The organism is Streptomyces sp. NPDC059499 (assembly GCF_042749285.1).
Lineage (GTDB): Bacteria > Actinomycetota > Actinomycetes > Streptomycetales > Streptomycetaceae > Streptomyces.
On record NZ_JBHYTT010000004.1, the window covers coordinates 463,462 to 485,586 of the forward strand.

The window sequence follows — 22,125 nt, forward strand, 5'->3', positions numbered from 1 at the left end:
CAACCGTTCGGAGGTTCCTGTCACGGGCGAGCAGCGGCCGGTTCCCGTGGGCAGAGGTAGAACAGCTCGGGGTCGCCCTCGTCCAAGCCGTGGAGCAGGCCGACCGGGCTCCAACCGGCCCGCTGAAGCAGCCGCTGCATCGGCTGGTTGGACACGTTCGTCGAGGTGAACAGCTTCGGGGTGGTGCGTGATGCCGCCGCGTGGGCGTGCAGGCGCGCCCCCACGCCTCGGCCACGGGCGGCGGGCGCCACCATGAGCATCGTGACGAAACCCTGCTCGAAGAACGTGTACTCCACCACGCAGTAGCCCAGGGCGCCCGACGCATCCTCGGCCATGGCGACCAGGCCCCGTCGGCACCACCGGCGGATGCTCATGTGCCGCTCGTCGTCGCCATCCCTCGCCACAGAGTCGATCTGAAGCAGCGCGTCCGCATCCCACTCGCGTGCGCGGCGCACCGCGAACTTCCCCAGATCCACTGCAGTCATGAGGACCATGCTGCCAGCCCCCCGCCGCCCACCCGCTCGGCTCTCGTGGACTGTGGTGTCGGTGGTCGGCGTCAGATGACGGAGTTCTGCTTCAGGACCGACACAGCGGCTACGGTCCGGTATCCGCGCCACTCGAGGGCGGCGGCAGGCGAGTAACTGGCGAAATCGACCAACCAACCACCGTCCTCCTGCTGTTCGGCGGCCAACCGGCTCAACTCGCTTTCGATGACGCCCGCGTCGTACAGCGTGCGAGCGGGACGACCAGGAGCGGGAGCGATGTCGAGTGGCCGGATGACCTCGTCCGAGGAACCGCCTTCGACAGGCAGCAGACCACTGCCGGGGATGAACCGGCGGAGGCGATCGAGCAGGGCCACGGCCTCCGGGCGGGTCTCGGACGCGGCGTCGAGGAAACGCAACGCGAACGACAATTCGATCGCGTGCGGTCTGTCGCCGATGTCTTCAATTGCGGTCAGGCAGTACTGCGTCGCCCGGTCGAGCCAGGGGTGGGCGGCGACGGCGGAGTCGTACGCGGCCACCCGCAGGGCGCTGCCGACTGCGAACGAGGTGCTCTGCAGCGTGGAGACCTTCGGGTCGGCCTGCGCCCAGAACGGTGCGCAGCCACTCGCGTCCTCGACAGGCAGAGCCAAGGGCAGGCCGCCGTCGGGTAGCGAGACCGACGCCAGCCAGTCACACAGCTGCACCGCGTGTGGCGTTGTGGCCGGAGCGATGTCCTGGAACACCTCGAACGCGTGCAGCGCGCCGGCGGGCTGGCTCTCGGGCGCACGCAGGTCCGGTTCGAGCCCCCAGCCGTACCCGCCGTCCTGATTGCGGTAGCCGTCGACGGCCGCGAGTACGGAGCCGGCGTCGGCTTGGCCGAGGATCATCTCGAGTCGTCGACGATCGAGAACTCGGGCATGCGCGGCCATGAACGAGGAGGCTGCCGAGAGGTCTGCATTCATACATGCACCATGGCACCGTCGCAGGTGTTCGGCTGGAATGTTCGGACACGTCTCGCTTCGGCAGCCCGGACGGGCTACCGAAGCCGTCGGACAGATGGGCCGTCTGTCGCCCGCTGTAGAGAGTCCCCGCAATTCTGGCGGCTTTCGGAGCAGGCGCGAGCTCGGCCGGAGTCCGGTCGAGGCCGTGACGTCATGGGAGTCGCCGGTCGAAGGAATTGCCCCAACGACTACGTGCTCGTCCGTCACACGAATTCGTCGGTGGTCTTCCCCAGCGATGTTTCGCGCATGGGTGCCGCGAACCCGACGGTCGGTCAGTCAGTCTGGCACGTGGGCCGGGTGACCGGATACCGCTGCGGCACAGTCACGGCGGTGAACGTCACGGTCAACCACCCCGAGGCTTCGTGGAGGGGCTGTCGGTGTACGGCCTGGCCCTCTACCGGATTGCCGATGGAACAGGTGCGGAGCCGGACTCGGGTCGGCGCACAGTGCTTCCGGCGTAACCGGCACATCCGCCTCAGTGGGGGGTGTGGCCGGTGCGGTCTCCGCTCCGGCACCCGGCACCGCCGATGTAGTACGCGTTGAGGTAGTTCGGACCCGCACCCGGCAGTTGCGTGGATCCGGGGCCGACGCAGAGATGATAGTCGTTACCGCTGCCGCCCCCTCTGACATCGACATGGATCAACACCGTGGTCTCGCCGCAGTGGTTGTATGCGGCGAACCGGGACTCTCGGACGCTGTACCGGAAGAAGCCGCACTGTGGGGCAGCGCTCGCAGCGGTCTGCCGCACTTCCGGACCGCGGGTGGATTCGGCGAACGAAGGGCCCGTGGACGTCACCATCGCCGTGGCGATGAGCGCGCTCGACGCCAGGGCGACGGCGACCCGAGGGGATGTGGGCAGAGTGATCTTCATGAACATTCCTTACGGTGAGCCATGACGACGGGCGACGAGCTGACTGCGTTCGCCGGCGCCACGACGCCGACTGCGCGGCCACTCACCGACAGCAACACCATAACGCTATGTGAGATTTGCGTGGCTGTATGTCACTGAATCGAGTGGTGGGGCGAGCCCAGACCAGCGAGACTCCCAGCACGCTCTTCGTCGAACGGTCCGGCAGGGTGGCCGGGCCCGACGAACCTCACGGAGTGACGGTGATCTTTCCTACGTGTGTGCCGCGCCGGAATTCCTCCTGGGCGGCGTGGAGTTCGCCAAGCCGATAGTTGCCGGCGATGCGGGGTCGTACGGTGCCGGCGCGAGCCATGTCCGCCAGGGAGGTGAAGTGCGTGCGGGTGTGCATCGAGGATCCGATGAGACTGAGGTTGTGCAGGTACAGACGACGTAGGTCGAAGGTGACGACCGGCCCGGCGACAGCTCCGGCGATGACCCAGCGAGCACCATCGCGCAGCACGGGCAGGAGCTGCTCGAGCCACGGTCCGCCGGCCACGTCCGCGACGGCATCCAGGCCTTCTGGCGCCAACTCCCTCAGTCGGTCCCGCAGCTCTGCCGGCTCTGCCTCCCGGAAGACGACAGCTGCAGCGCCTGCCTCCCGCAGTGCGGCCTCTTTGGAGGTACTGGTGAGCGCCACCACCCGTGTGCCGCGAGCGGCGGCGAGCTGGACGAGCGCGAGTCCGACCCCGCCGGAAGCGCCGGTCACCAGCACTGTCTCCCCGCTCCTGATGCGGGAGCGTTCCAACATGCCCATAGCCGTGCCGTAAGCCACCGGAAGGGCGGCGAGTTCCTGGTCCGAGAGCGGTGAGGCGCTCATGTCGTGGACACGATCGGCATCGACCGCCACGTAGGAGGCGAAGCCGCCGTCCGCTTCGCTGCCGAGCAGTCCGACGGGCACGGCGTCGTCGCGCGCATCCGCGTAGAAGGCGGGATCGACCAGGACCCGGCGACCCAGCCACGCGTCGGGCACGTCCTGGGCCGTTTCGCTGATGATGCCCGCGATGTCGCCGCCCTGGATGCGGGGGAAGTCCAGTGGTCCGCGCCAGCCGGCCTTCGCCGCGGGGCGGCCGGGCAGCCCGTACGCGCCTTCCCTGGTCCACACGTCGGTGTTGTTGACTGCCGCCGCGCCCACCCGCACGAGCACTTGACCGGGCCCGATGCTCGGTAGCGGCCAGTCCGCTCGAAGTTCGAGTGCCTCCGGACCGCCGTGCCGGAACAGAACGGCGGCAGTCATCACGGTGTCGTTCACCCGCCTATTTTGCGGGCACGGATCACGCCCGCCGAGGGTTGACCGAGCGGGTGTCGCTCGTCGCGTCGCTGAATACCTCCCGCGACCGACCCTCGTGGGCAGGGGGCTAGCGAGGTGTCACCGTGCCTCGTCTCGGCAGGCGTCGTCGAGAACGGCGGCGATCTCGTCGAGTACGTCCAGGGGCGGGGTGTGGGGCACGCGCACATGGTGGACGAGGGTGGCGTCGGCTGCGGGCGCTGCCTCACGCCTACCGTCCTCGACGGCGTGCCCGCCCTGCGAGCCGCCTTCAGCAACTGGCAGACCACCGAAGCCGACGTCCGCAGGGTAGCCACAGCGCTGCGGGCCGCGATGTCCACGACAGCCCCCGCCGCCGAATGAGCCGTCATGCCCCGAGACGAGGAGGGATGTCACCGCCGATGAACAGCAATGCCAAGAACACAGTCCGCCAGTTCTTCCTGCAAGTGCGCTCGGGGCTGCACCCTGACCGGGCCGCTCACTTCATGGCCGACCGGGTCCGAGCCCACCAGATCGTCTCGGAAGCACCGGCGGTCGTGGAGCGGACGCCGCAGCAGTACACCGAGCACGTGCGGGAGATGCTCGACGCATATGGTCCCTTCACGCTGACCGTGGACGAGCTCATCGCCGAAGGAGACCGGGTCTACGCACGCTGGACCCAGAGCGGGCGGCACGTCGGCCCGGTGGACCACCACCCGCCGACCGGTGCGCCCGTCACCGCGATGACCAGCGCGGTCTATCGCGTCACGCAAGGACGCATCGTCGAGTACTGGATCCAGATCGATCGGCAGGGAATCACCGCGCAGCTGAAGCGAACGGCAACCGAGCCCTGATCCCTGCCCATGGCCCGGTCATCCGGGGTGAGGCGGCGTCGCCGGTCGACACGCGGTCGAAGTGGCGGCTGGTTCCACCGGACGGAACGTGTTCGAGTGGACACTGAAAGTGTTTGGGCCTCCGTGCCCCATCGTCCGGCACACGACGCGCCGCAGACGACGGGTTCCTCCTCGTGGTCAGCGTGTGCGGGACGGAACTCAACTCGTGACGGACAGAGGTTCGCGTCGAAGGAAGAGGTCATGACCGCTCGACATCGTCGCTCTCCGCTCACCGTCGTGGTCGGCGCGGGCTTGGCCGGCCTGGCCTGTGCCCTGGATCTGTGCCGCTCCGGTCAACAGGTGGCGTTGCTGGAGTCGTCCGACGGGGTGGGCGGCCGGATGCGCACGGACCGGCGGGACGGGTTCCTGCTGGACCGCGGATTCCAGGTGTTCAACACGTCCTATCCCCAGGTGAAGCGGCGCCTGGACCTGCCCGGCCTGCGGCTGAGGCCGTTCATTCCGGGGTTCATCGCGCACACGTCGAAAGGGCCTGTCCGCCTCGCCGATCCGACCCGGCAGCCGAGGAGGGCGGGCGCGCTGTTGCCCGGGCGGGCTCTGTCGGCCCGGGACCTGGCAGCCATGGCTGCCCTTACCGTGCGGGACGCCGTCCTCCCCGTCGGTCCCCTCAAACGACGTCCGGACCGCTCCACCGCCGCGACCCTGTCTCGTGCCGGGCTGTCGGACGAGGCGGTCACGGAGATCCTGCGGCCCTTCCTGGCCGGTGTGTTCCTGGAGGACAGGCTGGAGACCTCCGCCCGCTTCTTCCACCTGGTCTGGCGGAGCATGGTCAGAGGAACGCTCTGTCTGCCCGCGGACGGCATCGGTGCCGTGCCTGCCCAGCTGGCCCGCGGCCTGCCCGACGGCGTCCTGCGGCTGGAGTCACCCGTCGCCGAGGTCACCGCATCAGGGGTGCTCCTGGCGGACGGACGCGAGCTGTCGGCCACGTCCGTCGTCGTGGCGACGGACGCCGTCTCCGCGGCCCGTCTGATGCCGGGTTCGGCCGTGCCGGACGGCCGTACGGTCACCACGTATTACCACGCGGCCGGACGAACACCGCTGGCTGAGCCGACCCTGGTGGTGGACAGCTCCGGAGCGCTGCTGAACACCTGCGTACTCACCGAGGTCGCGCCCACGTACGCGCCGCCCGGCACCGCGCTGATCTCCAGCTCCGTGCTGGGCCGCGACCGACCCGGCACGGACAGTGCGGTGCTCCGGCGGCTTGCCGAGCTGTACGGCACCGACACGAGTGGCTGGCAGCAGGTCGGGGTGTACACGGTAGAGGGCGCTCTGCCGGTCATGGAGCCGCCCTGGCCGCTGAGCCGCACCACGCGTTTCGGCCCGGGCAGGTACGTCTGCGGCGACCATCGTGCGACCGGTTCCGTGCAGGGTGCCATGGCGTCGGGCACGCGGGCCGCCCGGGAGGTGATGAGCGATCTGGTGCGTCTTTGAATCCGGCCGGACCGCGTCCGCCGCACCCACCGCAGGCCGGCCCACAGAACAGACAAGGCGGTGCGGAAGCAGCCTGCCCGGACCGGCGAACGGGAGTGGGACGTGAACCTTGACGGCGCGCGCGTGCTGGTGGCCGGTGCTACCGGCGTCCTCGGTGGTGCCCTCACCACCGAGCTGGCCGGCCGGGGAGCACACCCGGCGCTCGCAGGCCGGGACCCCGCCCGCCTCGCCCGGGCCGCCACGGCACATCCGGGCGCTCCGACCCTCCTGTTCGACGCGTACGACCCCGCCTCCTGCGCCCGGGCCGTACACGGCGCGGTCGCCGGCCTGGGGGGACTGGACGCGGTCGTGACGGCTTTCGGGACGGTGGCCTTCGGCCGGGCGACGGAGGTCGGTGACGAGGTCGCGGAGTATCTGACGGCCGTCAACGTCCTCGCGCCCGCCGCGTTCTTCCGTGCCGCGCTCGGCATCATGTCTCCCGGTTCGGTGATCGTCGCCTTCACCGGCGTGGTGGCGGAACGCCCGCAGCCGGGGATGGCCGACTACAGCGCTTCCAAGGCCGCATTGAGTGCCTGGCTCGGCGCCGCGCGCCGCGAGGCACGGGCCTCCGGAATCCGTGTCCTGGAGGTCCGGCCCGGACACCTGGACACCGGCTTCGCCGACCGGGCGGTCGCGGGCACCGCCCCTGCGATGCCGCCGGGAGGCGACCCGCACCAGGTCGTCGGTGCGGTCGCCGACGCGATGGAGGCGGATGCCGAGCTGCTGCGCACGACCCCGGACGGAACGCCCGTCATCGAACGGCGTGCCCGATGAGCGGACTTTCCGACCCCTCGGCCGGGACGTCCGATGTGGTCATCGTCGGTGGCGGCGCGTCCGGGCTCAGCCTCGCGCATCGCCTGACGGCGCTGGGTGCCCCCACCGTGACCCTGGTGGAAGCACCGGACGGCCCACGACGACCGCCCGAACGGACCTGGTGCTACTGGGACCGGGGAACCGGCGACCTCGGCGAAGCCATCACCGCCTCCTGGTCCCGGCTGCGGATCCACGCCACCGACGGCAGCGAGGTCACCGTCGACCCGTCCCCGCTGCGCTACCACATGCTCCGGTCCACGGCCTTCGAGCGGCTCGTGCACTCCCGGCTGGCGCTGTCCCCCGGAGGACGCCTCCTGCGCGCGACGGCCGACACGGTACGCAACACACGCGACGGCGCGGAGGTCCGCTGCACGGCGGCGGACGGCCGGACGCTCACACTTCGTGCCCGCCACGTGTTCGACTCCCGCCCGCGGCGCGCCCTGCCACCGGCCCGCACACAACTGATGCAGCACTTCCGCGGATGGCTCGTGCACACGGACGCGGACCGGTTCGACCCCACGGTCGCCGACCTGATGGACTTCCGTGTGCCCCAGTCGGTCCACGGGCTCGCCTTCGGCTACGTACTGCCCCTGGCGCCGGACCGGGCCCTCGTCGAGTACACCGAGTTCTCCCGGACTCCGCTGACCACATCCGCGTACGAGACGGCGCTGGCCCACTACAGCCGCGACATCCTGAAACTCGGTGCGTTCACCGTGGAATCGGCGGAACAGGGCGTCATCCCCATGACGGACGGCCGCTTCGCCCGCCGGGTCGGGCCCGCTGTCTTCCGGATCGGGACCGCGGGCGGCGCCACCCGCCCGGCGACCGGATACACCTTCGCCGCTGTCCAGCGGCAGAGCCGCGCCGTCGCCGAAGCCCTCCACGACGGACGAGCCATCGTGCCACCGCCCCACGGGCGGCGCGCCCTGGCCATGGACGCGGTACTGCTGCGGGCCCTGGACACCGGACGGATCGACGGCCCCGACTTCTTCACCGGCCTGTTCCGCCGCATCCCGCCGGAACGGCTGCTGCGTTTCCTCGACGGCGCCACCTCGCCCTGGGAGGAATGGGGCATCGGCATGCGCACCCCCATCGGCCCCATGCTCCGAACGGCCGTCGAACTTCCCTTCCTACGCCGCCGTTCCCACCCCGCCCCCCGATCCGGAGGCAACCACCGATGACCCTGCTGCGGGACCACGACCTGGCACGCGCCTTCGACCACGCGTCGCACACCTACGACCTCCTCACGGCCCTCAACCCCGGATACCGCACCGATCTCCTGCGCTCGGCCCGACGGCTCCGGCTGCCCCGCGCCGGGGAAGGCCTGCACGTCCTCGACCTCGGCTGCGGCACGGGTGCCTCCACCCGTGCCCTCCTGCGGGCCGCGCCCCGTGCCCGGATCACGGCCGTCGACGCCTCGTCGGGGATGCTGGGGCGCGCCATGGCGAAGCCGTGGCCGGCCCGGGTGCAGTTCGAGCACCGGACCGCCGAAGAAGTGGCCTCGCACGGTGAGCGAACCTACGACGCGGTATTCGCCGCCTACCTGTTCCGCAACGTCGCCGACCCGGACGGCGTCCTGACGGCAGTCCGGTCCCTGCTGCGACCGGGCGGCCGGCTCGCCGTTCACGAGTACAGCCTCAGCGGCTCGGCCGCCCACCGAGCCCTGTGGACGGCCGTGTGCCAAGGGGTGATCATTCCCGCGGGCACGCTCAGCGGCGACCGCGCCCTGTACCGGTACCTGTGGCGAAGCGTTCTCGACTTCGACACCGCGCCCGCCTTCACCGCCCGTCTCGCGGCCGCCGGATTCACGGGCGTGCGCGCCGCCCCCGTCGCGGGATGGCAGACCGGCATCGTGCACACCTTCCTCGCCCGCAACGGTGCCCCCGCGACAGCGGAGTACGCCCGATGAGCGTTCCGCAGCGCGCCGCCCGGCGAGGCCGGGACCGTAAGGCCGAAATGCTCCTGCCCGTCCCCGGGCGGGACGGCTTCGAACGTGCGGACGCTCCCGGCGTCGCCGTGATCGGCGGAGGCATCGCAGGTCTCGCCGCAGCCACCCTGCTCGCCGAACGAGGCGCCCGCGTCACCCTCTACGAACGGGAGGAGGGGCTCGGTGGCCGTCTCGCGGGTTGGCGCACCAGCCTCACGGACGGCTCCGAGGTGACCATGAGCCGCGGTTTCCACGCCTTCTTCCGTCAGTACTACAACCTGCGTGGATTGCTGCGGCGGACCGATCCCGGACTCGACCGCCTCCGTCCGCTGCCCGACTACCCGCTGCGCCACAGCGGCGGGCTGATCGACAGCTTCGCCCGCATCCCCCGTACCCCCCCGCTCAGCGCGCTCGGGTTCGTCGCCCTGAGCCCCACCTTCGGCTGGCGCGATCTCGCCGCCATGGACGCCCGGGCTGCGCTGCCACTCCTCGACGTCCGCGTGCCCGAGGTCTACGAACGCTTCGATTCGGTCAGCGCGACGCGCTTCCTGGAACGCGTCCGCTTTCCCGAAGCCGCGCACCACCTGGCATTCGAGGTGTTCTCACGCAGCTTCTTCGCCGATCCACGTGAACTGTCCGCGGCGGAACTGCTGCTGATGTTCCACATCTACTTCCTCGGTTCCTCCGAGGGCCTGCTGTTCGACGTGCCGAACGAGCCCTTCCCCCAGGCACTGTGGGAGCCGCTGGGCGACTACCTCCAGCGCCTCGGGGCGGATGTGCGCACCGGCACACCGGTGCGCGGTGTCAACCCGTGCGAGGGCGGGGGAGTGGACGTGCGGACCGATGCCGCCGCGGACAGGCACGACGCGGTGGTACTCGCCCTCGATCCCGGGGCACTGCGCGGGGTTGTCGCTGCGTCCCCCGGTCTCGGCACCCCCCTCTGGCGCGACGACATCGCCGCCCTGCGCACCGCCCCTCCGTACCTCGTCTCCCGGCTCTGGCTGGACCGACCGGTCCGCTCCGACCGTGCCGGGTTCCTCGGCACCAGCGGATACGACGGCCTCGACAACATCAGCATCCTGGAACGCTACGAGGGTGAGGCCGCCCGCTGGGCGGCGCGCACCGGCGGCTCCGTGGTGGAGCTGCACGCCTACGCGGTCGCCGCCGGAGCGAAACCGGAGACGGTGCAGAACCGCCTCGTCGACAGCCTGCACCGGGTCTACCCGGAGACACGGCAGGCGCGGGTCGTGGACGCACGGCACGCATGGCACTCCGACTGCCCCCTCTTCACCGTCGGCTCGTACTCCCGGCGGCCCACCGTGTCGACGCCCCACCCCCAGGTGACGCTGGCCGGTGACGCGATCCGTTGCGATCTTCCCGTGGCTCTGATGGAACGCGCCGCCACCACCGGATTCCTGGCAGCAGGCGTCCTGCTCGCCGGCTGGGGCGTCCGGGGACAGACCCTGTGGACGGTTCCCCGGGCGGGCCGTTCACCTCTGCTGCGAGCCCTCGGCACGGTCGGTACGCGCTGACTCTCCCCTGCCGTCAGCCCGGGAACCGTCCGCTGCTGCGCAGACTCCAGCGCCGCTCCGCGTACGCCAGGTCGTCGCGCCACAGCCGGCCCGACGTACGGCGCATCAGTGGCCGCAGCGCCGGCGCGGCTGCCCGTGCCAGTGCGAAACCCCGCCGGTCCGAGGCGGCGACGACCGCCTCGATCACCGCGGTCCGCGGCCTTCCGGCCGCTTTGCGGGACAGCGGCGTGGCATGGGTCTCCACCACGGACGTGGCACCCTCGCCCCCGGTGATGCGCATGACGACCGTGCGCGGACCGGGCGCGGTGAACTCCGCCCGGACCGGGACCACCAGACTTCCCGTCACGCGGAAGGACACGTCGACGACAAAGGCGTCGTCATCCCCGCCCCGCGGTTCCCGGTCCACGGTCAGGTCGACGAACGAGTACGGATGGAACCACGAACCGTGCCACGGGTCGAGCCGGTTGGCGACCACGTCCTGCGGTTCGCACCGCCCCACCACAGTGAACACGGCATCCACCCCACTGCCCGCCGCCGGCCGGACCGGCACCACCGGACGCTCCGAGGGCTCCTCGCCCCCGACGGCGTCCAGCCGGACCCACACCAGAATCCCGTCGTCATGGACCGGGTACGGATCCCAGCCGGCGAACGACCCACCGTCCAGGGCCAGTCCGTGCCAATGGCACACCAGGGTGCCGCACACCACCCGGCTGTCGCGCAGGGGGGCACCGAGGTGCGGACAGGCGCCGGGCCCCGCGTGGAGCTCACCCGTGTCGGACCGCCACAGTACGACCTCGACGCCGCCCACCGTTCTGCCGCAGGGGCGGCCACCGACGCGCACATCCCGGGAGGCCCCGACGACGAACCAGTTGCCGGAGGGACGGGCGGAAGCCCGCTCGAGCGCGTCGGCGATGAGCGCCGGGCGTGCCTGACGCCACGTCGGTGTCTGTGTCGCCCAGCTCGACCGGCGGCGTCGCCGCAGAGGCGGTGTCCAACCGGTCCGGTCCGCTCGGTCGCTCACCGCACCGGTCCTTTCACCCGTAGCGCCGTGCCACCCGCCCGGAGCGCCCGTCGCGCGGTCCGGGCGCGCCACCGCGCGCCCGCGATGTGCACGACTCCCGCGGCGGCCGTGGCGGCACGGCGCCCGCGCGACACCACCGCACGGCGGTGCAGCACCGTGTACCCCTGGTCCGCGATCGCGTCGAGGATGCCGCTGTACAGCGTGAACGCGGTGCGGATGCAGGGGCGCACCCGCGGGTCGAGCATGGCGATGCCCGGTTCCGCCGACCGGTACACGTCCCTGGTCATGGCCTCGGCGGCGACGAGCGCCGCACGGATCCGCGGGTCGCCGCGCCCCGTGCGGCGGCTCCACTCCAGCAGACCCCCGTCCACGCCGTGGGCGGTGAGCAGGTCCGTCGGCAGGTACACCCGGCCCCGGTCCAGGTCTTCGCCGACGTCACGCAGGAAGTTGGTGAGCTGAAAGGCCACGCCGAGGGCCGCGGCGTGCGGCTCAGCCTCCTCGCGCGGAGTGACCGTGCCGAGCACGGGCAGCATCTGCAGTCCGATCACCGCGGCCGATCCGTGCATGTAGTCCCTCAGATCGGCGTAGGTCGGATAGTCCGTGACGTGCAGGTCGCTGCGCATCGAGGCCAGGAAGTCGGTGAACAGCGTGTGGTCGATGCCGTAACGGTCCGCGGTGTCGGCCACGGCCCGGACAACGGGCTCGTCCCCGCCGCCGGTGAGCAGCCCGAGTGCGAGGTCGCTCTCCAGGCGTCGCAGCTGTTCGTCCCGCTCCTCAGGCGTCCGGGGCCGGTCGAGGTCGTCCACGATGTCGTCCGCCCAGCGGGCGAAGCCGTACAGCGCGTGCACGGCGGAGCGGCGTTCCACCGGGAGTAGGCGGGTGGCCAGGAAGTAGGTCCGGCCGTGGCGGGCGTTGAGCCGCCGGCATCGGGTGTAGGCGGCGCGCAGGGCGGGGCCGGTGATCCCGGCGGCGTCCAGTTCACGACGGGTCATGGGCGTCCTCCTCGGTCGGGGCCGCCGCCACACGCGTGACCCGCGATGCCGGTCGGGTACGGAGGGGGCCGCCGCGGACGCCGCCGGTGACACGCGCGGCGGCGAGTTTGCCGCTGAGGAGAACCGTCGGCACGCCGACACCGGGGGTCGTCCCGCAGCCGCTCAACACGACGTTCTCGAGGCCGCGTACGAGGTTGCGCGGGCGGAACGGGCCGGTCTGGGCGAAGGTGTGGGACACGGAGAACGGGCTGCCCGCCGCATGCCCTTGCGCAGCCCAGTCCAGCGGCGTCACCAGCAGCTCCTCCTGGACGCTGTCCGTGAACCCGTTCAGGCCACGCCGCTCCAGCTCGGCGACCAGGTCGTCGCGGTAGCGCGGTCCCAGGTCCTGCCAGGCCGCGGGGGAGGGGCCGACGTCGGTGTTCGGACAGGGCGCCAGCACGTAGTGGAGATGCCTGCCCGGCGGCGCCAAGGAAGGGTCGTGCGCCGTCGGCCGGGTGATCAGCAGGGACGGGTCGCTCATCAGCTGCCCCGAACGGGTCAGTTCTTCGAAGGTGCGCTCCCAGGCCCCGCCGAACGAGAGGGTGTGGTGGGCGAGTCCGGGCCAGGTACGGTCGGTCCCTGCGTGCAGGACCACCGCGGACGGCGAGTGACGAAGCCGTACCGGACGCCGGGGGGCGCGCCCCAGCAGACCGTGCGCGGCGGGCAGCTCACAGGTCAGCACGACCGCGTCGCAGGCGATCCGTTCGCCCGAGGCCAGACGTACGGCACGTACCCGGCCGGCCGAGCGTTCCAGTTTCGTCGCCTCGGCCGACCAGCGGAAGTCGGCACCCGCGCCGGCCGCCGCGTTCGCCATGCCGCGGGGCAGCGCGTGCATCCCGCCCTTGGGGAACCAGACGCCGGCCACGGTGTCCATGTAGGCGATCACCGCATAAGCCGCGAGTGCCCTGGCCGGAGCGACTCCGGCGTACAGGGACTGGAAGGAGAACACACGACGCAGGCGGGTGTCGGAGAGGAAACGGCCGATGCGCCTGTCCAGCCGTCCGAAGCCCCCCAGCGCCGCCAGACGGGCGAGGTCCGGGTGCAGGAGCTGAAAGGGCGAGTCGAAGTTCGTGTCGATGAACCGTCGCATCTGGACCCGGTACAGCCGCTCCAGCCAGTCCCGCAGCCCGCGGTAGCCGGCCGCTTCGGACGGTCCTGCGAATCGCCGGACCTCCTCTTCCATCGCCTCGCCGTCGGTGTGGACGTCGAGTGACGTTCCGTCCGCGAAGCACGCCCGGTAGGCCGGGTGCAGCGCCACCAGCTCGACGTGCCCGGCGAGGCTGTCGCCGACGGCGGCGAAGGCTTCGTCCGCCAGGTGCGGCATGGTCAGCACCGTGGGGCCGGTGTCCACCTCGTAGCCGCCGAGGCGTACGCGGCCGGCCCGGCCGCCCGGGCCGCCGTCCCGTTCGACCACGGTCACTCTTCGGCCGGCGCCCAGCAGATGGAGGGCACAGGCGAGACCGGAAAGCCCGGCGCCCACGACGACGACATGGTCCGTCGGACCCGGTACGGTCCTCACGCCGCCTCCCCGGCGTCGAGGGTGACCCCCGAGGCCCGTTCGACCAGCGCCGTGAACTCCCGCCGCACGGCCAGGTCCGCGCCGGTTGTCGTGAAGTGCCGCAGGCTCGTGGCCGCCAGCTCCGCGATCCTGGACTCCACGACGTCCCGGGCCCCGTTCCGCTCCAACGCGGCCCGCATCCGTTCCACGGCGTCGTCCGACCGCGAGACCGCTCCGATGGCGAGCGCGGCGGCGGCCTCCTCGTCGCCGGAGGACTCGGCGAGCCTGAGGCCCATGGCGAGAAGGTAGGTCAGCTTGTGCGTCCGCAGATCGTCACCGGCCGGCTTGCCCGTCAGCGCCGGATCGCCGAATGCACCGAGGAGGTCGTCGCGGAGTTGGAAGGCAAGCCCCGCGCACCGTCCGGCCGAGCGCAGCGCGTCCACGGTGTGCTCGTCGGCGTCGGCCAGGGACGCGCCGAGCGCCAGGGGGCGCTCGACCGTGTACAGGGCGCTCTTGAGCGTGGCGATGGTGACCGCCTCGTCGAGACCGCACGACCCGGCCGCCTGCGCGTGGATGTCCCGGTACTGCCCGGCGACCATCTCGGCGCGCATCGCGCGCCACTCGCGGTACAGCCGTGGGCCGTGCGGCGAGCCGAGCGCGGTCTCCGTCAGCAGGTCGTCGGCCCAGACCAGCGCCAGATCGCCGGCGAGCACGGCGGCGGCGGTCGCGAACGCTTCGGGCGTGCCCGTCATCCGCGCCTCCCGGTGCAGACGGGCGAGGTCGACGTGCATCGCCGGCGCGCCTCGGCGCAGCGGCGATCCGTCCATCACGTCGTCGTGCACGAGAGCGCATGCCTGGACCAGTTCGAGCGCGGCACCCGTGCGCAGTACCGCCGAGGCGTCACCCGAGCCACCTGCCGCCCGCCACCCGCACCACGCGAACGCCGTACGCAGCCGCTTCCCGCCGCGCCGGACGAACGCTGCGACACGGTCGGCGACGTCACGGGCGAATACCGGATCCACATCGCGGGCCCGGCGCAGGCTTGCGTCGAGGACGTGCTCGAGTTCCGTCTCGAGGGCCTGGACGGCGTCGGGGGCTGTCAGCGGACCGTCGACGGGACCGATCGGTCCGGCCGCGGTGGGCCGTAGTCCCAGCATGCAACAACCCCTACTCACTCTCGGTCACCTGCACACCCGTGCTTCTGGCGAGTGTTTCTGTGTGGATGCGCTGATGCCTGCCCGGTTGACGGGATGTCCGGATGACGCTCACCCGACCGGCCCAGCCGAACGGGTGTCACGGCGGCAGGCGCCCACCCGCAGAGGTGGGGACGGCGCCTCGACGCCGGGGTGCACCGTGAACAGGCGGCGTGCGGCGGTCCGGGGGCGTCGGTCAGGCGTCCAGCGGCAGCGCGGGGCGCTGCTGACCGATCACAACGGCCGACGCGGTGGAGCCATGGCCCAGCGAATTACGGCGGTCAGCGCACGCCCGGTCGGGGTCACACCGGCTTCGGCGATGCCGGGCAGCCGAGGTAGCTCCAGCGAGTCGCGGGCCCACCGGGGGAGGGCGGCGACGGCGTTCGCGGCGAGAACCGCGTAGGGGACGCGGGCGGCCCAGGGCAGCGGCGGGTGCAGCAGGATGAAGCGTGCTGCCTCGCGCGCCTCCTCCGTCGGACGCAGTTCACCGCGATATGCCGCGAGCTCGACGGCGAGTTCCTTCCGATCGAGCGGAGGATCGGTGACACCGAGCGCTTCCGCCACTCGTGCCGTGTCGGCGATGTAGCCGTCGTACCCGGCGGCGTCGAGCGGTTCGGCTCCGTAGCGCTGGTGGGCGAGCAGGAAGCTGTCGACCTCGGCCACATGCACCCAGCCGAGAAGGTGCGGGTCGGCGGCGTCGTAAGGCTCTCCGGACGGAGTCGTTCCATGCACCCGGCCATGGACGGCCCGCACCCGCTCGACCGCCTGCTGTGCGTGTTCCGCTGTCCCGTACGTGGTGACGGCGAGAAAGGTACTGGTGCGCTGGAGCCGTCCCCAGGGATCGCCGCGGTAACCGGAATGGGCCTCCACGGCAGCCATGGCCAACGGGTGCAGTGACTGGAGCAGGAGTGCCCGGAGTCCACCGATGAACATGGACGCATCGCCGTGGACGATGCGAATCGGCCGGTGGGCACCGAACCAGCGCGGGCCGGGTGTTCCGTGTATGCGGGCACGGTTCTCCGGACCTTCGGGACCCGCGACCCGGGCGAAGACGGCGCTGCCCAGCCGCTCCCGCAGGCGGGGTACTCCACCCGTGGACGCGTCCATGAGGCCAGTATGCGCTCACGGACGCCCGGGGTGGGAGAAGCGAGGGCTGCCCCGGCGGGATGCGCCCGGAGAGCGGAATCCCGGCTCGGCAACCACCGGCGGGTCGTCCGCCTCAGGTGGGGTCCACGCGGCCGCGTAACCCCCACCAGGCGTTCGGACTGCCCGGCACCATCGGTGAACGCCGGTGATTTCGCCGATGGCGCCAGTGCCACGCACCCCGACTCTTGTCGGGTCAGGCACCCTATCCCCGCATCCCCATCAGGAGTGCTCCATGCGTCGTCGTTCACCCCGCCGGCTTCTTGGCGTTCTCGCGTCCGCCCTGGTCGCGTTCACCGTGCTGTCCTCGGCGTCGACGGCCGGCGCGGCCCAGACAGCGACCGCCCCTGCGGCAGCACCGGCCGCCGCTCAGCCGCTCTCGACCAGCACCCCGGTCGTCTTCGTCCACGGGTACACCGGCAACGCCTCCAACTGGGCCACCGCCCTGAGCGTCTTCCAGCTCAACGGCTGGTCCAGTTCCAAGCTCTTCGCCTACGAGTACAACTCCTACGGCAACAACGTCAGTAACGCTCAGGGCCTGGCCTCTTTCGTCAACAACGTGAAGTCCCGGACCGGAGCGAGCAAGGTCGCGATCGTCAACCACTCGATGGGCGGCCTCGTCAGCCAGTACTACCTGAAGGTGCTGGGCGGCAACACCAGCGTCAGCCACCTCGCCTCGATCGCGGGCGCGAACCACGGGACCACGTACGCCGGCGCCTGTCTGATCTACACGACCTGCCAGCAGATGTACCCGGGCTCCTCGTTCATCTCCCAGATCACGGCGGGCGACGAGACACCGGGTGACACCAGGTACGCGAGCTGGTACTCGGCGTGCGACGGCATCATCCTCCCGTACACCAGCACGCGGCTGAGCGGCGCGACGAACAACAACGTGGCCTGCCAGACCCACATCGGGTTCCTGGCGGACACCGTCGTGCTGGGCCAGATCGCTCGCTTCGTGGCTTCCTGACCTGCCGCACGAGCCGGAAACTTCTTGTCCCCGGCACCACAGACGCCGGGGGCAAGGAGTGTCGGCGAGGTCCCTTTCTGGTGTGCTGGGGTACAGGTCAGCAGCAGGGTCCGGGCACAGACGGTCGGGTCGTCGCAGCCTGTCTTGACGGCCGTGGCCAGGGCGCCACGGACTGTGGTCGGACCGGCGATCTCCGCGTCGATCTCGGCGAGCTCGGCCGCAGCACGCTCGGCAGCCCCGCAACCGGGCGGCCGTGCCGGTGGCGGCCGGCCACATGAGAACTCGCCGACCGGCCACGATCCTCAGTCGCAGCGCCCAGGGTGGCGTCAGCCGTCGCTTCCGACACCGCGATCGGGTGCGCTCATGTCCCCCGTCGCGGGCGTGCCGTCGGCGAGCCCGTAGCGCAGGTACACGACGCCCTTCGGCCCGGCTGCCGGAGGTGCGAGGAGCGTGACGTTCGTGGGCACCGCACCATCCTCGAACACCTTCTTCCCGACGCCGAGCACAATCGGATGCAGCCAGAGGTCGAGACGGTCGAAGAGCCTTTCGCGCAGCAGGGTCTGCACGAGGTCGAGGCTTCCGACGACCTTCACGTGCTCGTGCCGGTCACGGATCTCGCGCACCGATTCGGCGAGGTCCGGGCCGAGCTGCGTGGACCCGGCCCACGAGAGGTCGGGCCTGCCGCGAGAGGCCACATACTTCGGGACACTGTTGAAGAGCGTGGCGATCTCGTTGTCCTCGCCGCCCTCCTGGTGAGGCCAGTAGGCGGCGAAGATCTCGTACGTCCGCCGGCCGAGCAGGAGGGCGTCCGTGCCCTCGTACGCGGCACCGACCTGCGCCCCGGCGACCTCGTCCAGCAGGGGCGCCTGCCAGCCACCGAACTGGAACCCCACCGGGTCCTCGTCGGGGCCGCCGGGCGCCTGCCCGACAAGGTCGAGGGTCGCGAACAGTTCGATGTGGATGGAGCCCATGACTTACTCCCGATGAGTCGGTTGTCTCCCCTAAGAGATAGACCTGCGGATGCCCACAGACTCATCGCCACGACGGAACCGGGTCTCATCTGGTCCGGCGGAATGGTCCACGAGGTCGGTGAGGAATGGTTCGGGGACAGCGCATCCTGGACTCGCCCGGTCGCACTCATCGACAAGCGTGGGCTTGATCGCGTCTCGGATCACAGCCGTCCGGCCCCGGGCAGGAGTCGGCCAACGTCGCCGACCTCGGAGCCCCATCTCACCGATCCGGTTTCAACGATCTGATCGATCGGGCTGCGATCCGCAGATGTCAGTGGCCCGGTCCATACTCGTGCTGCGGCGCCGCCCGGGCACCGCAGGACGAGGGAGCGGCATGACTGAGGTGCTGGTTTTCCACCACGGGTACGGGCTGACCGTCGGCGTCCGTGAGTTCGCCGAGCAGCTGCGACGGGCCGGACACTCGGTTCACGTCCCGGACCTGTTCGAGGGGCAGGTATTCGACACCCTCGAGGAGGGCCTGGGCTACGCCGAGGCCGTCGGGTTCGGCACGGTTGTCGCGCGCGGAACCGCCGCTGCCGAGGGGTTGGCTTCGGAACTCGTCTACCTCGGGTTTTCGCTCGGCGTCCTGCCCGCGCAGAAGTTGGCCCAGACCCGCCCCGGGGCAAGGGGCGCGCTGCTGCTGGAGGCATGCGTCCCGGTCGCGGAGTTCGGAGGCACCTGGCCCCATGGTGTTCCGGTCCAGGTCCACGGCATGGACGCGGATCCGTTCTTCGCCGGTGAGGGCGATGTCGACGCGGCCCGGGCGCTCGTCGGGACAGGCGCGGATGCCGAACTGTTCCTCTACCCCGGCGACAAGCACCTGTTCACCGACAGCAGCCTGCCGTCGTACGACGAACACGCCGCAACGCAGGCCACCCATCGTGTGCTGGCCTTCCTCGACCGCATCAAGTAGCCCGGCATTTCAGCGTGGACGACTGGCTCCGTAGGCGAGAAGGAAGAGCAGATGTTGACGGATTTCAGCAGCGGTCCCGGCTCTGAGAGGCTGTAAATGTCGATGAGAAGTAGCAGCACCTGAGGTCACCGGTGCTGTCGGGCCTCGCCGGGAAGTCTCAGTCATCTGAGCCGGCGCTTCCACCAAGGCTCGAAGGCAGGCGCGAAGGGATCTTGCAGTGTCCGCGCCAAGAATCGGTCATCCAGAGGGGCGACCGTCGTGAGGAGCTCGCGACGCGCCTTCCGACCCATGGATGCGGCTGCCCCTTCTAGAAGCGTTCGGGCATGCATGTCTCTCCAGCACGTGGTTCCGTGTCCACGGTTGGATCCATGGTCTGGCCACTCGTGAAGCGCCAAGGCCCATGCCCGGAAGGCGCAGGCGACAGCCCCCGGGGGCAGCCGGTATCGCGCCTCGAACTGCGCGATCTGTCGATTTGTCGCAGCGGACAAGCCAGTGATGACTTGCCTGGTGCCGGCTGCACTGCGCGAGGACTGTTCGGCCCTGATCTCGCCTGGTGAACGGCGAGGCATAAGACTTCCGGATGGTCAGAAGAAAAGTGTCCTGACGATAGACCATTGTCTCGGACGGCCTCAAGAGGGGGCTGCGCGACAGTGGTTAGGCCCCTGAGTCAGCCAGCGGCCGCTTGCTCGGCGCGGGCGGGCTGGTCGTAGTGGGCGACCGAGGGAAGCGGCAGCTTGTCGGGTGGCAGGTGGGCCAGGCGGCGTGAGGTCAGGGACGTGACGTTTGACCGGTCGACCGTGGGCGGCACGGGTTCCGCGAGGGCATGACTGTCCTCCTCAGCCGCCTTGCGGGCTTCCAGCGCGACGGCGTCCGCGGTGAGCGCGTCCGTCTTCAGGGCCGCTGCGAGGCCGGTGACCAGGTGTTCGTGGGGCAGGTGGCGGCCAAGCAGGAGAACCTCGATCAGCGCGCGGGTGCCATCCCGCTCGCCGTGTGCCTTGACGGCCGCAGCCCACCAGGCGTCGTGGACCGGGGTGAACCTGCCTGCGGAACGGGCCTGGTCGAGCGCGGTCGCTCCCGGCAGGGCGCCGGGCTTGCGCACGAGCGCCTCCAGATAGTGGTCCAGGTCGAGGCGGCAGCTGCCTTTGGCGATCAGCCGCTCGTGCCGGGCGACTTCCTCACGGCCGTCGTAGACCACCAGTTCGGAGGCGTGCAGCATCGCGCGGACTGTCCTGCCGATCAGCCGGACCGGCACCGAGTAGCGGTTGGTGCGGACGCTGATCTGGCTGTAGCGGTCGACCCGCAGGGTGAAGAGCCGCCCCGTCTCGTACGGCTCGTCCGGCAGCGGCTCCGGAAGCGGCCGCTCGGCCGCGAAGTACTCGCCGATCGTCCGGGCCCGGGACCGGATCCGCCGGGCATCATCGGCCTCGTCCCACCTCTCGATCATCTCGTTGAGCTCGGCGAGGGTGTCTACTTCCGGGACGGGGACGAGGTGGTTTCGGCGGAACCAGCCGATCTGCCCCTCGACCCCGCCCTTCTCGTGGGCCCCACGGATTCCAGGCTGGCAGTAGAGAGCTTGCAGGCCGTAGTGCGAGCGGAACGCGGTCCACCTCTCGGCCTCGACCCGCTGCCGGGAGAAGCTCAGCACCTGGGCGACGGCGGCCCTAAGGTTGTCGTAGCGGACCTTCGAGGTCGGCACTCCGCCCAGCACGTTGAGAGCGTGGACGTGGCCCTCGAAGAACGCCTCCTGCCCCGCCGACGCGAAAATCCGGTGCACCGCCTTGCCCGAGTAGGACAGCCGGAACGCGAACAGGTAGCAGGTCACCAGCTCGATGGCCAACCGCACGGTCACGTCGCCGAAGTCGACCTCCGCCTCGGCTCCGGGCTTGTGGGTCTGCGGGACGAACGCCTCCACCACACCCCGACGGGCCTCGATCCGGATCTCCTCACGGCGCGTTGCAACGTAGCCGCGGACCATCTGGTACGAGATCTCACCCGCGTCATGCTCACCCAGCAGCCGCTCGAAGATCCGCTTCACTGTGTGGCGCTGCTTGCGCGGCGCGTCCAGGTCCGCCCGCAATATCTTGTCGATCAACGGCTTGAACGGATCCAGCCGGGTCGCCCTCGGCGGAAGCGGCTTCCGCGGCTCGGACCAGGCCGACGACAACGCCTTCTGCACCGTTAGAAACCCGACACCGTACTTCCGCTGAAGGGCACGGCTCGACAGGCCTTGACGCGAATCACGGCGGATCGCCGCGTACAGATCGACCTTGGATTTCGGCGGCACCTGGGCCCCTCGTCGTGCAGAGCACAACCATGGTCCCGAGGCAAGCAGCCAGGCGCTCTCAAAACTCGGCGACATCACTCTCCCGTGGAAGAGGGTGCTCTCGCCCCTGAGCTACAGCGCTCTCGTAACTCACCGACAAAGCAAGACGACCAAGGGCAAAGTGATTCCGCTCCGAACTCCGTACCCAGGACTGGTGCGTTGCAGACCCCGAAGCCCGCGCTGGATGCTCACCCTGCTCCGGGGCGAGCGGCTCCCTGAGCAAACGGCGGTGGTCCGGGCCGGCGTGCTGCCCAGCATGCACACCTTCATGACCTCACTGTCGGTGGACGGTGCGACGATCCCCGCACAGTCGCGTGAGGAGAGGCATGGGCACCTGGGACATCGGCCCCTTCGACAATGACACCGCCGCCGATTTCGGGGGTGACCTGGACGACGCAGCATTGGCAGAACGCGAAGCCATGATCTGCCGCGCACTCAAACGCGCCGCGGGCCCGGCGGACCACCTCTGCACCTCCGACGGCGAGCGCGCAGTGGCCGCGGCCGCACTGGTCGTCGCCCAACACCCTGACGGCGAGCCGGCCTGTTCGAACTACGGACCGTCAGAGCCGCTACCGGAGCTGCCCGCAGACCTTCGGACGCTCGCCGTCGACGCTCTGGACCACGTGGTCTCCGAGCGCTCGGAACTCGCCGAACTCTGGGCCGAAGCTGCGAACGGCCCGAAGTGGCGCCAGGACATCACCCGCCTTCATCACCGGCCGCAGGGCTTGAGCTAGGGC

General features: G+C 70.6%; 21 protein-coding genes. 10 read left to right on the plus strand and 11 right to left on the minus strand.

Annotation, left to right across the window (positions count from 1 at the left end; genetic code table 11):
* Positions 1 to 20 precede the first annotated feature (20 nt).
* The 4 genes from ACFW9O_RS13850 to ACFW9O_RS13865 all read right to left on the minus strand — a co-directional run bounded on the left by ACFW9O_RS13850 (position 21) and on the right by ACFW9O_RS13865 (position 3,624).
* Positions 21 to 485: a GNAT family N-acetyltransferase gene (locus tag ACFW9O_RS13850; protein WP_384608743.1), complete on the minus strand. Its 465-nt coding sequence runs from the start codon at positions 483 to 485 to the stop codon at positions 21 to 23.
* Positions 486 to 556: 71 nt separating this feature from the next.
* Complete coding sequence (locus ACFW9O_RS13855) at positions 557 to 1,411, minus strand: hypothetical protein (RefSeq protein WP_384608746.1); 855 nt, start codon at positions 1,409 to 1,411, stop codon at positions 557 to 559.
* 547 nt (positions 1,412 to 1,958) lie between these two features.
* Entirely contained in the window at positions 1,959 to 2,354 is a 396-nt protein-coding gene (locus ACFW9O_RS13860) for a DUF6355 family natural product biosynthesis protein (RefSeq protein WP_384608749.1), read from the minus strand.
* Between the two features lie 226 nt (positions 2,355 to 2,580).
* Entirely contained in the window at positions 2,581 to 3,624 is a 1,044-nt protein-coding gene (locus ACFW9O_RS13865; protein WP_384608935.1) for a zinc-binding dehydrogenase, read from the minus strand.
* 129 nt (positions 3,625 to 3,753) lie between these two features.
* Between ACFW9O_RS13865 and ACFW9O_RS13870 the strand changes: the two genes are divergently transcribed.
* From ACFW9O_RS13870 to ACFW9O_RS13900, 7 genes are all read left to right on the plus strand, one after another.
* Positions 3,754 to 4,017, plus strand: a complete 264-nt coding sequence (locus ACFW9O_RS13870) for a hypothetical protein (RefSeq protein WP_384608751.1) — start codon at positions 3,754 to 3,756, stop codon at positions 4,015 to 4,017.
* Positions 4,018 to 4,055: 38 nt separating this feature from the next.
* Positions 4,056 to 4,487, plus strand: coding sequence for an ester cyclase (locus tag ACFW9O_RS13875; protein WP_384608754.1), 432 nt, complete (start codon positions 4,056 to 4,058; stop codon positions 4,485 to 4,487).
* 240 nt (positions 4,488 to 4,727) lie between these two features.
* The gene (locus ACFW9O_RS13880; protein ID WP_384608757.1) at positions 4,728 to 5,975 is read left to right on the plus strand and encodes an NAD(P)/FAD-dependent oxidoreductase; all 1,248 of its coding nucleotides are present in this window, start codon (positions 4,728 to 4,730) and stop codon (positions 5,973 to 5,975) included.
* Positions 5,976 to 6,035: 60 nt separating this feature from the next.
* A complete protein-coding gene (locus ACFW9O_RS13885; protein WP_384608760.1) occupies positions 6,036 to 6,788 on the plus strand; it encodes an SDR family NAD(P)-dependent oxidoreductase in 753 nt (250 codons plus the stop codon).
* Positions 6,785 to 8,008 carry a lycopene cyclase family protein gene (locus ACFW9O_RS13890; RefSeq protein WP_384608763.1) on the plus strand — a complete coding sequence of 408 codons (1,224 nt, stop codon included), beginning with the start codon at positions 6,785 to 6,787 and terminating at the stop codon, positions 8,006 to 8,008. Before ACFW9O_RS13885 ends, ACFW9O_RS13890 begins: the two co-directional genes overlap by 4 nt.
* Positions 8,005 to 8,736: a class I SAM-dependent methyltransferase gene (locus ACFW9O_RS13895; RefSeq protein ID WP_384608766.1), complete on the plus strand. Its 732-nt coding sequence runs from the start codon at positions 8,005 to 8,007 to the stop codon at positions 8,734 to 8,736. Before ACFW9O_RS13890 ends, ACFW9O_RS13895 begins: the two co-directional genes overlap by 4 nt.
* Positions 8,733 to 10,286: an FAD-dependent oxidoreductase gene (locus ACFW9O_RS13900; protein WP_384608769.1), complete on the plus strand. Its 1,554-nt coding sequence runs from the start codon at positions 8,733 to 8,735 to the stop codon at positions 10,284 to 10,286. The genes ACFW9O_RS13895 and ACFW9O_RS13900 overlap by 4 nt, the downstream gene beginning before the upstream one ends.
* Before the next feature lie 13 nt (positions 10,287 to 10,299).
* Here ACFW9O_RS13900 and ACFW9O_RS13905 read toward each other — a convergent pair whose 3' ends face one another.
* From ACFW9O_RS13905 to ACFW9O_RS13925, 5 genes are all read right to left on the minus strand, one after another.
* The gene (locus ACFW9O_RS13905; RefSeq protein WP_384608772.1) at positions 10,300 to 11,307 is read right to left on the minus strand and encodes a DUF5914 domain-containing protein; all 1,008 of its coding nucleotides are present in this window, start codon (positions 11,305 to 11,307) and stop codon (positions 10,300 to 10,302) included.
* On the minus strand, positions 11,304 to 12,299 hold the full coding sequence (locus tag ACFW9O_RS13910; protein ID WP_384608775.1) for a phytoene/squalene synthase family protein: 996 nt from the start codon (positions 12,297 to 12,299) through the stop codon (positions 11,304 to 11,306). The genes ACFW9O_RS13905 and ACFW9O_RS13910 overlap by 4 nt, the downstream gene beginning before the upstream one ends.
* Entirely contained in the window at positions 12,286 to 13,857 is a 1,572-nt protein-coding gene (gene crtI / locus ACFW9O_RS13915) for a phytoene desaturase family protein (RefSeq protein WP_384608778.1), read from the minus strand. The genes ACFW9O_RS13910 and crtI overlap by 14 nt, the downstream gene beginning before the upstream one ends.
* The gene (locus ACFW9O_RS13920) at positions 13,854 to 14,993 is read right to left on the minus strand and encodes a polyprenyl synthetase family protein (protein WP_384608782.1); all 1,140 of its coding nucleotides are present in this window, start codon (positions 14,991 to 14,993) and stop codon (positions 13,854 to 13,856) included. The genes crtI and ACFW9O_RS13920 overlap by 4 nt, the downstream gene beginning before the upstream one ends.
* A 270-nt stretch (positions 14,994 to 15,263) precedes the next feature.
* Positions 15,264 to 16,136: an oxygenase MpaB family protein gene (locus tag ACFW9O_RS13925; protein WP_384608785.1), complete on the minus strand. Its 873-nt coding sequence runs from the start codon at positions 16,134 to 16,136 to the stop codon at positions 15,264 to 15,266.
* A 271-nt stretch (positions 16,137 to 16,407) separates the two neighbouring features.
* On the opposite strand from ACFW9O_RS13925, the gene ACFW9O_RS13930 reads away from it, so the two are divergent.
* A complete protein-coding gene (locus tag ACFW9O_RS13930; RefSeq protein ID WP_384608788.1) occupies positions 16,408 to 17,142 on the plus strand; it encodes an esterase/lipase family protein in 735 nt (244 codons plus the stop codon).
* 326 nt (positions 17,143 to 17,468) lie between these two features.
* Here ACFW9O_RS13930 and ACFW9O_RS13935 read toward each other — a convergent pair whose 3' ends face one another.
* Complete coding sequence (locus tag ACFW9O_RS13935) at positions 17,469 to 18,113, minus strand: dihydrofolate reductase family protein (protein WP_384608791.1); 645 nt, start codon at positions 18,111 to 18,113, stop codon at positions 17,469 to 17,471.
* Positions 18,114 to 18,486: 373 nt separating this feature from the next.
* On the opposite strand from ACFW9O_RS13935, the gene ACFW9O_RS13940 reads away from it, so the two are divergent.
* Positions 18,487 to 19,065 carry a dienelactone hydrolase family protein gene (locus tag ACFW9O_RS13940; RefSeq protein WP_384608794.1) on the plus strand — a complete coding sequence of 193 codons (579 nt, stop codon included), beginning with the start codon at positions 18,487 to 18,489 and terminating at the stop codon, positions 19,063 to 19,065.
* A 667-nt stretch (positions 19,066 to 19,732) separates the two neighbouring features.
* Here ACFW9O_RS13940 and istA read toward each other — a convergent pair.
* Positions 19,733 to 21,349 carry an IS21 family transposase gene (gene istA, locus ACFW9O_RS13945; RefSeq protein WP_384608797.1) on the minus strand — a complete coding sequence of 539 codons (1,617 nt, stop codon included), beginning with the start codon at positions 21,347 to 21,349 and terminating at the stop codon, positions 19,733 to 19,735.
* A 365-nt stretch (positions 21,350 to 21,714) separates the two neighbouring features.
* Between istA and ACFW9O_RS13950 the strand changes: the two genes are divergently transcribed.
* Positions 21,715 to 22,122, plus strand: coding sequence for a DUF4259 domain-containing protein (locus ACFW9O_RS13950; protein WP_384608800.1), 408 nt, complete (start codon positions 21,715 to 21,717; stop codon positions 22,120 to 22,122).
* Positions 22,123 to 22,125 lie beyond the last annotated feature (3 nt).